This window comes from Nostoc sp. CHAB 5715 (genome assembly GCF_020829685.1).
In the GTDB taxonomy this organism is placed as follows: Bacteria; Cyanobacteriota; Cyanobacteriia; order Cyanobacteriales; family Nostocaceae; genus Nostoc.
This window is the reverse complement of the sequence record NZ_JAIVFR010000138.1, coordinates 1-10,399: the sequence shown is the minus strand read 5'-3', so window position 1 is coordinate 10,399 and position 10,399 is coordinate 1. Positions and strand designations below refer to the sequence as shown.

General features: G+C 41.0%; 12 protein-coding genes and 2 pseudogenes. 9 read left to right on the top strand and 5 right to left on the bottom strand.

Going from position 1 to position 10,399, the window contains the following annotated elements; all coding sequences use genetic code 11:
* The 4 genes from LC574_RS10095 to LC574_RS10080 form a co-directional block, all read left to right on the top strand.
* A partial coding sequence (locus LC574_RS10095; RefSeq protein WP_229453396.1) for a DUF2993 domain-containing protein occupies window positions 1-606 on the top strand: 606 nt, incomplete at its 5' end.
* 37 nt (window positions 607-643) lie between these two features.
* A complete protein-coding gene (locus LC574_RS10090) occupies window positions 644-1,195 on the top strand; it encodes a DUF2231 domain-containing protein (RefSeq protein WP_229453395.1) in 552 nt (183 codons plus the stop codon).
* Window positions 1,196-1,295: 100 nt separating this feature from the next.
* The gene (locus tag LC574_RS10085; RefSeq protein WP_229453398.1) at window positions 1,296-1,712 is read left to right on the top strand and encodes a DUF2809 domain-containing protein; all 417 of its coding nucleotides are present in this window, start codon (window positions 1,296-1,298) and stop codon (window positions 1,710-1,712) included.
* Window positions 1,690-1,917, top strand: a complete 228-nt coding sequence (locus tag LC574_RS10080) for a DUF167 domain-containing protein (protein ID WP_229453394.1) — start codon at window positions 1,690-1,692, stop codon at window positions 1,915-1,917. Before LC574_RS10085 ends, LC574_RS10080 begins: the two co-directional genes overlap by 23 nt.
* Window positions 1,918-2,041: 124 nt before the next feature.
* Here LC574_RS10080 and LC574_RS10075 read toward each other — a convergent pair whose 3' ends face one another.
* Window positions 2,042-2,653, bottom strand: coding sequence for a glutathione S-transferase family protein (locus LC574_RS10075; protein WP_229453393.1), 612 nt, complete (start codon window positions 2,651-2,653; stop codon window positions 2,042-2,044).
* A 196-nt stretch (window positions 2,654-2,849) separates the two neighbouring features.
* Between LC574_RS10075 and LC574_RS10070 the strand changes: the two genes are divergently transcribed.
* From LC574_RS10070 to LC574_RS10055, 4 genes and pseudogenes are all read left to right on the top strand, one after another.
* Window positions 2,850-3,551 (top strand): SOS response-associated peptidase, encoded by a 702-nt coding sequence (locus LC574_RS10070; protein WP_229453392.1) that lies wholly within the window; start codon window positions 2,850-2,852, stop codon window positions 3,549-3,551.
* Between the two features lie 3 nt (window positions 3,552-3,554).
* On the top strand, window positions 3,555-3,782 hold the full coding sequence (locus LC574_RS10065; protein ID WP_229453391.1) for a hypothetical protein: 228 nt from the start codon (window positions 3,555-3,557) through the stop codon (window positions 3,780-3,782).
* Window positions 3,757-4,278, top strand: a complete 522-nt coding sequence (locus LC574_RS10060; RefSeq protein ID WP_229453397.1) for a photosystem I assembly protein Ycf3 — start codon at window positions 3,757-3,759, stop codon at window positions 4,276-4,278. The genes LC574_RS10065 and LC574_RS10060 overlap by 26 nt, the downstream gene beginning before the upstream one ends.
* Before the next feature lie 66 nt (window positions 4,279-4,344).
* A pseudogene (locus tag LC574_RS10055) lies at window positions 4,345-4,947 on the top strand (Ig-like domain-containing protein); the annotation flags it as partial.
* A gap of 156 nt (window positions 4,948-5,103) precedes the next feature.
* Here LC574_RS10055 and LC574_RS10050 read toward each other — a convergent pair.
* Both LC574_RS10050 and ndhL read right to left on the bottom strand, forming a co-directional pair.
* Entirely contained in the window at window positions 5,104-5,415 is a 312-nt protein-coding gene (locus tag LC574_RS10050) for a DUF3007 family protein (RefSeq protein ID WP_229453390.1), read from the bottom strand.
* 24 nt (window positions 5,416-5,439) lie between these two features.
* Window positions 5,440-5,652 carry an NAD(P)H-quinone oxidoreductase subunit L gene (gene ndhL / locus LC574_RS10045; protein WP_100900242.1) on the bottom strand — a complete coding sequence of 71 codons (213 nt, stop codon included), beginning with the start codon at window positions 5,650-5,652 and terminating at the stop codon, window positions 5,440-5,442.
* Window positions 5,653-6,955: 1,303 nt separating this feature from the next.
* On the opposite strand from ndhL, the gene LC574_RS10040 reads away from it, so the two are divergent.
* Window positions 6,956-8,275 (top strand): hypothetical protein, encoded by a 1,320-nt coding sequence (locus LC574_RS10040; RefSeq protein ID WP_229453389.1) that lies wholly within the window; start codon window positions 6,956-6,958, stop codon window positions 8,273-8,275.
* Between the two features lie 92 nt (window positions 8,276-8,367).
* On the opposite strand, the gene LC574_RS10035 is transcribed toward LC574_RS10040, so the two are convergent.
* Both LC574_RS10035 and LC574_RS10030 read right to left on the bottom strand, forming a co-directional pair.
* Window positions 8,368-9,777, bottom strand: coding sequence for a transposase (locus tag LC574_RS10035; protein ID WP_229453388.1), 1,410 nt, complete (start codon window positions 9,775-9,777; stop codon window positions 8,368-8,370).
* A gap of 440 nt (window positions 9,778-10,217) precedes the next feature.
* Window positions 10,218-10,399 (bottom strand): annotated as a pseudogene (locus tag LC574_RS10030) (hypothetical protein); the annotation flags it as partial.

Here is a 10,399-nt window from a genome sequence, read left to right as displayed (position 1 = left end):
GTGGATGCAGTCACGATTGAAGGCGAAGGCTTGGTTATGCAGAAAGACCTCCGCATGGAGGAATTGAAAATGCAAATGACTAGTGTTGCCATCAATCCTCTAAGTGTGGCTTTTGGCAAAATTGAACTTACTAAACCTACTGAAGCTAATGCACAGGTTGTGTTAACTGAAGCTGATATTAATCGCGCCTTTAACTCAGAATATGTGCGATCGCAACTGCAAAGTCAAAAAATCCACGTTAACGGACAACTGAGAACTATTGAACCTCAACATGTAGATTTTCGACTACCTGGTGATGGGAAAGTAGGACTAAATGCCAGCATGAAATTGGTAGAAACTGGTGAAAATCAGCAAGTTGCTTTTTCCGCAGTTCCCAGGATCAGCGGAAATGGAAAAACAGTTACTTTGGAAAATGTGGAGTATGGCGAAAGTGACGAAATATCGCCAGAGTTGACAAAAGCTTTGATAGATCAAACTAGCGAAATTCTAAATTTGAGTAACTTCGATTTAGAAGGAATGAGTCTGCAAGTTAACCAACTAAAAGTAGAAGTAGGCAAACTAACCCTACAAGCTGAAGCTTATGTAGAAAAAATTCCTTCAGCTTAAAAATAAATAGGAAGCTAATAAATTCAGGATACTAAAAATGGAAACTACAGACACAACGCAAACAAGTTCAACACCTTTTCCCAATATTCCACCAGTTATTGAAAGTAACGACAGTGAGTATCGTGATACTGGCGTACCTAGCACAGTTGCGATCGCAGGACATCCCCTACATCCCCTAAGTGTAATCTTTCCCATCGCCTTTTTAGCCGCCGCTTTGGGAAGTGATGTCGGCTACTGGTTAACTCGTGATTTCTTCTGGGCTAGGGCTTCATTATGGTTAATCGGACTCGGATTAGGTCTAGGGTTACTAGCTGCTGCGATCGGTCTGAGCGACTTTTTGAAAATTGAACGAGTTCGCAAGCGCACCGCCGGTTGGGCGCATTTGATACTTAACGTTTCTATCCTAGTTTTATCACTCGTCAACTTTCTCTTGCGTTGGGGCGACGCTGAATCCCGAATAGTACCTTGGGGACTGTTAATCTCGCTCGTTGTTGGTACACTGACTAGCGTTTCCGGCTGGTTTGGTGCTGAACTCTCCTATCGCCATAAAATCGGTGTAGTGGGCGCTGGTAGCAGAAGATATCCATAAGCAAATAATTCGTAATTCGTAATTAACATTCAATATTACGAATTATTGAGAAACGACTATGGAAAGGCTAAAATTTTCGTTGGTCTTTAGCCTTGAGAAAATGCTCCAACATCGTAACCAAACAATATTTATTATTCTTTCTTTGCTCATCGTTATACCGATGGGCTTTTTGTTTAAATACTACACTGGGCCTGCCCATCAGTGGTTTAATGACTACGGAGCAGCGATATTTTATGAAATATTTTGGTGTCTATTTGCATTTTGGTTTTTCAGAAGTCGGGCGGCGATAATCCAAATTCCTATATGGGTTTTTGTCATCACCTGTATACTAGAATTCTTGCAACTTTGGCATCCGCCACTATTAGAGGAGATTCGTGCCACCTTGATAGGTAAATTGTTACTTGGTACTACCTTTGTTTGGTGGGACTTTCCTCATTATGTATTGGGTTGTGTTTTAGGTTGGTTGTGGCTGCGACAATTACAGAAAATAGGTTATGCAAAAAAAAGTCAAGGTTAAACCTAATTCAAAACAGCAAAAAATTGAAGAACAACCTGATGCCAGTTTGACTGTGTATTTAAAATCGCCCCCAGTTCATGGTAAGGCTAATGAAGAATTAATTAAACTACTAGCAGAGAAATTTGATGTAGCCAAATCTGATATCAGAATTAAGTCAGGTTTGTCGTCTCGGCAAAAGCTGATAGAAATTGATATAGACTACTAGTTGCTGCTTAGTAATACCTTATTGGAAGACTCTGCCTCCTGCTGAATGTGAGGCAATGTCCCAGCGAATACATCCTCTAGCAGAGCCAAGAAACAAGAGACACAAAAAAAGCAAAATCCACTTTTTATGCTTGTGTAATACTGATATACCTTGATTGAGCTTTGACTCTTTCTATCCAAGCTTGGATAGCAGGAAATTGTGTTAAATCGAACCCACCTTCATCAGCTACATGAGTGTAAGCGAACAAGGCAATATCAGCAATCGTGTAGCGTTCTCCTACAAAAAAAGTGTGAGAATTTAAGTATTTTTCCATCAGGCTAAGTGCTGCATAACCTGATTCACGTTTTTGCTTTATAGCTTCACTATATTCTTCAGTTTTACCTAAAATAGAAATCCAAAATCTTGATGTAGCAATAAAAGGCTCATGGCTATACTGTTCAAAACATAACCATTGCAGCACCTGCGCTCGTAAAAAGCGGTCATAGGGTAAAAATTCTGTACCTTCACTCAGATATACCAATATGGCATTTGATTCTGCCAAGTATTTCCCTGGCTCAATTTCAATAATAGGGATCTTCCCGTTGGGATTTTTACTTAAAAATTCTGGTGTTCGAGTCTCACCTTTCAAAATGTTAAGCTCTACCCTCTCAAAAGGCATACCTAGTTGTGTCAATAAGAGACGTATCTTATAACCATTACCAGAAGGTAAAAAATCGTACAGACGCAGTAGTTCCATGCTAAAATGCAGTTAAGAATATGTTAAGAAGTAGAGGTTCAAAATACAATATTTTACCAAAATATTTTCCCAAAACCGGATGATTTTTTTGAAGATTTAGCTTAGAAGTACTAAATAAAATTATCTGAAAAAATAAAAAACATTATTCATTTATAGATTGAAATGTTTAATTTAGTCAGTGGTCGAGAATAAAAGTATGTGTGGAAGATTTACTCTAAATCAGTCAGCAGCAGCTTTAGCTCAAGTTTTCCATGTTGAGCCAGTACTGGATTTAACAGCCGGATATAACATCGCACCTACCCAGATGGTGGCAACGGTGTTACAAAATCCGGAAAGCGAAAAGCGTGAATTTAAGCAGTTGTATTGGGGATTAATTCCCTCATGGGCGAAAGATACAGGGATGGGGGCAAAGCTGATTAACGCTAGGGCTGAAACTGTTGCCGAAAAACCCGCTTTTCGTTCGGCTTTTAAGCATCGACGCTGTTTAGTGATAGCTGATGGCTTTTATGAGTGGCGACGGCAACAAGGCAAAAAACAGCCATTTTATTTTCGCCTTCAAGATGGGCAACCCTTCGGCTTTGCAGGTTTGTGGGAGAAATGGCGATCGCCTGCTAACGAAGAAATAATCTCCTGTACAATTTTGACAACAACAGCTAACGAATTACTCCAACCTATCCACGAGCGAATGCCAGTGATTTTAGAGCCAGAAGATTACGATTTATGGCTAGATTCCCAAGTGCAAACGCCCCAAACCCTACAGCAGCTATTGCGTCCCTATCTGGCGCCAGCAATGACTGCGTATCCAGTTAGCACCTTAGTAAACAACTCTCGGCATAATAGTCCAGAGTGCATCATCCCACTCAGTGAGAAGAATGCCCCCACAAATCAGTTAAATTAGCTATTGAGTGAACTAGGGAATTGGGGAGATGAGGGAGATGAGGGAGATGAGGGAGATGAGGAAGCAGGGGAAGAAAAATTATTGATTAATATCCCATGCCCACTTGCCCTGAGCGAAGCCGAAGGGATGCCCCATGCCCCATGCCCCATGCCCCATGCCCAATGCCCCATGCCCCATGCCCCATGCCCAATACCCAGAGACAAATATGCCAAGAACACAAAAGAACGATAATTTTGTTGACAAATCCTTTACAGTGATGGCGGATATCATCTTGAAAATCCTGCCAACCAACAAAAAAGCTAAAGAAGCGTTTGTTTATTATCGAGATGGCATGTCAGCCCAAGCAGAAGGGGAATATGCTGAAGCATTGGAATATTATGAAGAAGCTCTAACACTAGAGGAAGATACCAACGATCGCGGCTATATTCTCTACAATATGGGGCTAATCTATGCCAGCAACGGCGACCACAACAAAGCTTTAGAACTGTATCACCAGGCAATTGAGTTAAACCCACGTATGCCCCAAGCCTTGAACAACATCGCCGTGATTTATCACTACCAAGGCGAAAAGGAGAAAGAAGCTGGAGATAACGAGGCTGGCGAAGCACTCTTTGACCAAGCAGCAGACTATTGGATTCGAGCTATTCGCATGGCTCCCAATAACTACATTGAAGCTCAAAACTGGCTGAAAACCACCGGGCGATCGCAAATGGACGTATTCTTTTAGTAATTAGTCATTAGTTCTTTGTCATTTGCTAAGGACTAATGACCAATGACAAATGACCAATGACAAATGACTAAATCTAAAGCATTTATTCAACCACTGGATCGCATAGCGATCGCACTAATGCTACTGCTGAGTGTGCTGATTGGGTTAATCATATTGCAAGGTGATGTGGTGACTGCTCGTGTCCGGGAATTTACCTGGCAAAATCAACAAATTGGGGCAGAAGATAATTCTTTCACCCTCACCTTCAGCCGCCCAATGGAAGTAAAAAGCGTAGAGGATAACTTGAAAATCGAGCCACCCCTAGCAGGTAAATTCAGTTGGGCTGGGCGGCGGATGGTTTATACACTGGTAACACCAGCACCTTATGGCACGAATTATAAAGTGCAGTTACAGGGAGCCGAAGATAAGTTTGCAAAGGAAGAAGGCAAAAATCGGGTGATACAGCCCTTTGTTGGTAGCTTCCGCACACGCGATCGCGTTATACTTTACATCGGAACCGATAAAGAAGAACAGGGACGGTTAGTTCTTTACAACTTAACCCAAGAGCAAAAAAGGCTACTTACCCCTCAAGACCTGATAGTAATGGACTTTGAGTCCTTTCCTGATGGAGGGAAAATTTTATTTTCGGCTCGCGCCACTAAGAACCAAGACTTACTTTCAGCCCAAGGGTTTCAAAGCAATCAGAAATCGCAGTCATTTTTAGTCAAGTGTTAATAGCCAGTGGTCATTGGTCATTGGTCATTGGTCATTAGTCATTGGTCATTACTAAAGGACAAATGACTAATGACAAAGGACAAATGAGACAACTGACCAATGATAACTTTACACCTGAGATTGCTCTTCTTGTTCTATTTGGGCTTGAATTCGTGCTAGTTCTTCGGGGGTAAGCTCATCTAAGCGCTTTTGCAGAAAGTCTTGCTCATACTGTTCCCGTTGTTGGTGGTAGGTCATTTTTTGTTCCACCGCCCGGAAAAAATAGGTGGCTAACCAGCCAACTAACCCACTGACTAGTAAGACTTGGCTCCATATACCAGCTTGCTGATTATCCAAACCGACTAGCTGCAATCCTACATAAGCCAAGCCGCCAGCAATAAAAACGCCCAAGCCAATTCCAATAGCGTCAATCCGTCGCATGAGAGTTATGACCTACCAATTTAGTTAAACTTCAATTTGTCGCCGTTGGGGTCGAAAATTTAGAAACGGCGATAGAACCAATAAACCCGGAAAGAAGAAGAACACCAAAAAGTACATAAAGGTACGCTCGATGGAGGTAGCTACATACCAACGCTGCTTCAGGTACAGCAAAATAGCAATTGGGATTACCAGAAGGTAAGCTCCAGCCAAAATCAGATACAGCAGGGCGACAATCATAAACTTTCAAGTCTTAAGCATCTGTTTTCCATCATAGGCTCAAGAGCGAAACTGAGGAAACTATAATCAAGATTGATTGACAAAAGGTAGTGTTATGCTATAATAGGAAATCTGCTACCAAACAAATGCTCTAGTCAGACAAGATCAAAAACTCATCCAGATTGATTACGAGGAAACAAGGAAAACTTGCAACTCTAGAAAGCGATCGCCCAATGTGGAAAAAATATTTTTAATCTAGTTGGACAAAAGACATAATTGATGGTGGAATAGATGAGGAGGTATTTGCTGCCTCTAAAGAATAACTAGTTATACTAGTTGCAAAACACCTGCGGGGGTGTGGCGGAATGGTAGACGCTACGGACTTAGATAACTGAGCCTTGAAGGAGAAATTCCTCAAGTGGAAGCTCTCAAACTCAGGGAAACCTAAATCTGGTGACAGACATGGCAATCCTGAGCCAAGCCCAGAAATTTTAGATTTGCGATTTTAGATTTACGATTAGTCTTCAATCCAAAATTCAAAATCGTTCGACTGAGCGACTTGCCCTCTTAGCAGTCGAAGGGAGCCGAAGTCTAAAATCCAAAATTGAGGGAAGGTGCAGAGACCCGACGGGAGCTACCCTAACGTTAAGCCGAGGGTAAAGGGAGAGTCCAATTCTCAAAACCTGATCCTAAAGCCATCAGGTAGCAGTGAAAACTGCGGGAGAATGAAAATCCGTTGACCGTAAAAGGTCGTGTGGGTTCAAGTCCCTCCACCCCCATTTAACATCCGAAAAGACTCCTATACAAGGTTGTGACTTTACCCATAACTTTGCCGTAACGGTAAGCTTATGCTTCCAATAAAGGGTGGCAAGGTTATCGTTCCAAACCAATTTCTCTTCGCGCTGCCCAAAAAGTTGCGCGAACTTTTTTATCACGAAAACATCCTGGTTTTGCCAATAGCCCTCTTGGAGAGGCTTCCGCCAACGCAAAGCGTCTCCAAGAGTTGGGGTTTCCCCAAGTGGAGCATCTGGCGTGTGGGGTGCAATGACTATGGAATCATAACGAATTACCCGGACATGGTATAATACCGTGTTCCTACCCGTGTAGTTTATTCAAATGATAATCGCTATAAGAGTAAGCAATTCCACTGGAATATTTGATAAAGGATTAAACATAAATTGTTTAATCCTTTATCTATAGCCGGAGTTTATCAAATTTGTGTAAAAAGATTACTGAATCTCTCAAGAATAGATTGATGCTACTGTTCACCAACGTTAAGCTGGTAATAATATGAACATGAAACCTTTTTATCCTGATAACTGAAATGACCGCTAATAGTTTATCAATTAGTCAGGAATATCCCCATTGTATGACGTCTAATTCTAGACATGTAAATGTGCAAATTGCACAAGAAGAGGTTTATACCTTCTTCATAAAAATTGTCAATACAATGTTGCCAGAGGAAGTTTTACGCGAATTTAAAGTTTTTTTTATAGACGGACTTGATTTACAATACTCTCATTTTATACCTGGGATATATAAGATTTTCTTAAATGATAAAGAACATGATTTCCGTAATACACTTAAGCGGTGTATATATATAATAATTAATACGTGGAAAACTAATAGAAAAGATAAATATATCCAAGAGTTAGTTAATTTATTTGCTATTAAAAACCTAAAATTCAAAAGCAATCATGTTCCAGCGATAAATATCTGTAAAAGCTGGCTAGAGAACTTTATAAACAGCAAAGATTATCAAGAAATAAAACTATTTGCTGCTAAACATGACGAATTACATAAAGGTCATTGGGCTAATCGCTACACTTCCTATTTCTTAGTTGCTCAATCTGTTAATGAGAATAATCCAAGAGAGCAACAAGAGGCTGCCAGAAAGCTTTATAGACAGATAAAAGATAAATATAAGTTTGAACTGGCAATGTATATTGCTCGTTCTCAATCTGCCGTCTCAAGCACAACACGCTACAAAAATCCCAGTGTATTGGGAGATAATGTTCTGCGTTTAATAAAAGCAATTGTTTTAAAAAAGGGTGCGTTTAGCCATGAGAATATTGCCAATATATTTATCAAGCAAACTCAAGGGCAAACCCTTGAACAATTTAAAGCAAGTATAGAAAAATATCTATTTTTTTCTGTAGATAATCAAGAATTGGTTAAGACCTTGCGGCAGCAGTTTGCAGAAATTTTATCTTTATGGAAGAAAGATTATAATCAAGAACTTATCACTAAAGAATTATTTTTGAGAACTTGTAATCGGGTCATTGATTGTTTCACAACAGAAAAGGGAAAAGAACCTTCGTTCTTATTTATATTATTGCTTACCCAAGGTCACTCTTTAACATTGGTGATTATACTCTTAAAGACTATTTTGATTTGTAGAAATTCCCGTAGGCATTTAGAGATTAAAATTGCTCATTTGATTCGCTATTACGAAAAATATCCTGAAGATGAGTGTAAGTGGGTAATCAATTTTATGGAAATTTTTAATATAACGTTTGCAATTTACGCGGAAAATGTAGAATACAATTTAATTAAGATCGAAGAAGACCAAAGCAGTAATCCGCAGTTAAATCTGGATGCTTATCGGGTGTTTTCACAGATGAAGGTAGATAGACAAAAATAAGTGTCGTCTGATTCATGATTTGTCAGAATTCAGGAGCGGAGCCAAAGATGCTCCGCCTCCGGTCAGAATAGTTAAAGAATCAGAAGAATACTTCATACATAAATTTCCCATCGTACTGCATTCAGGGTAACTGAAACTTTTTGTAGCACACTGGACAAAGCAAGTCTCTGCCCAAAAGTTTGAGGTCGGAGTACTTGCCGACCTTGTTCACCGACGTTAGCTTTGAGTGAATCACGGTAGTTAATCAATTCTCTGGTCACTTCGTTCTCTGGTAGCCTTCCCGTTTCCACGCCGGTTAAGACGTACTGCCACAGGCTGATCCGGCATAGGGATGAACCGCTAGCCTTTTCTACAAGCCCATCCCCCGACTGTTCTAAGACAGTACCCATACCCAAACGCATTTTGAAAGTATCGCGGCTGCGGTTGCGTTTAATTCGTTTGGCATCCCCAGCTAACCGCCTCACGGTGGTTTCTCCATTTTTGCGCTCGCGCTCCGTTCTCTTCACCTCCCGCACTTCGTATTCAATGACTGGCCTGCCATTGACACCCAGGAACGACTCGAAGGGATAAATCCTGGTGAGTAAACGCGATCGCACTCTCAGCCCAAAACCGAACTTATTAAACACAGTCATGTACGGCTTAAATGCAGGTTCAGACAACATTTCAGCAATTCTTGATTCTAAGCGCTGCTCATAGAGTGAGATATCACACATCCATTCTGCGTGCAGTTCCAAGATTGGGTCAATCTCAATCCCGTAGTCGCGGGCAATGGATATTTTATAGCGATTTTCGATTCTGGTTTTCCCGGCGGGCGAGATTTCGAGCCGATTAGCCAACCATCCCCAAAGGGGTGGTAAAACTCCCGATTTAGTTGATTTACTCTTGGTGTGCGCCACTTCTGGGAATTGCCAAGCTAGAAGCTGCCTTGCATAATTCACAATTGGTGATTGCACCCGGTTAAGGTGTTCAAGCTGCTGGCATAGGTCGCGAAGTTCGTCTATGGGTTCTGGGCGGTGCATGAGAAAGTATCTCAAATTTAATTCTCCAGTCTCCAGTTGGTGATCTGGATCGTGACCGTAAGCAGCCATTGCTAAAGCGTCGGCTGGGTCACTTTTATTCGGAAGGTTTTTGCCTCCACGATAACGCCGCAATTCGACATGACCAACCCAGAGAATTTTGATTTCTAGCTTATTGACAATGGATGCCCACAGTCTTGAATAGTGGTTTCCGGTTGGCTCTAAGATTGCATAATTTGGCTTGATTTCTGCTAGATAATGGGCAAAATCAAAAGCTGATTTTTGCTTCTTCTTAGCATCAGGATTCGAGTAAAAAGCCGGATATAAAGTAGATGCTCTATTTCTTGTTTTATTCCAATATGCTTGCAATCCTCCCTTGGGATATTGTGTTAAAATATGACAAGTTACGCTTGATTTACTAACATCAATTCCAAGGATTGTTAATTCTATTGTCATGGTTTTGCGATATAAAATGGTGGTTTTCAAGGACTGGCATCCTTTGAGTAGCCCGAACTTAATAGCGCACGAATCACCCTAACGCCCCACCCGTTGAGGGGCGCGATTCAGGAGTAAACGCATTCGGGGAATTAACAAGAGAAGTGTCGCGCATGAATGCAGGAACGCCGCAGTTCAGTGGCGCAATTCCTTTTGAACGCTACACTTTCTCTAATTAACTTGCTGATTGCTTTGGACACAACCCGCGACGGTGGGTAGTAATACCCACCGTTTCGGCTACTGTGTCAGGTAGCCTCATCAGGCAGTTCAACTGGGATTCGGGTATCTTCAAGAGCGCTAGTCAAGTCAAATAAATCTTCATTAATAGATAGACTGATCTGATTCGGAGGTAGCTAATTCAACTTCTCTGATGTAATGAATGCCAGATTTCGTAATAGTCCCATTCTGGATCTGATTGAGAGATGTTTAAATTATTCATAAATTTCATCATCAAATTCGTCATCATCACCAACTAATGAATATGTGTTTTCTGGGTCAATAATGTTAAGAGCATCAACCATTGCCTGTCCAGTTAAAACGTCCAATACTGAGTAATTACCAGCAGCGATCGCGCTCTCGACTTGATGCATTTTGATTAATCGTTCGAGTTCAT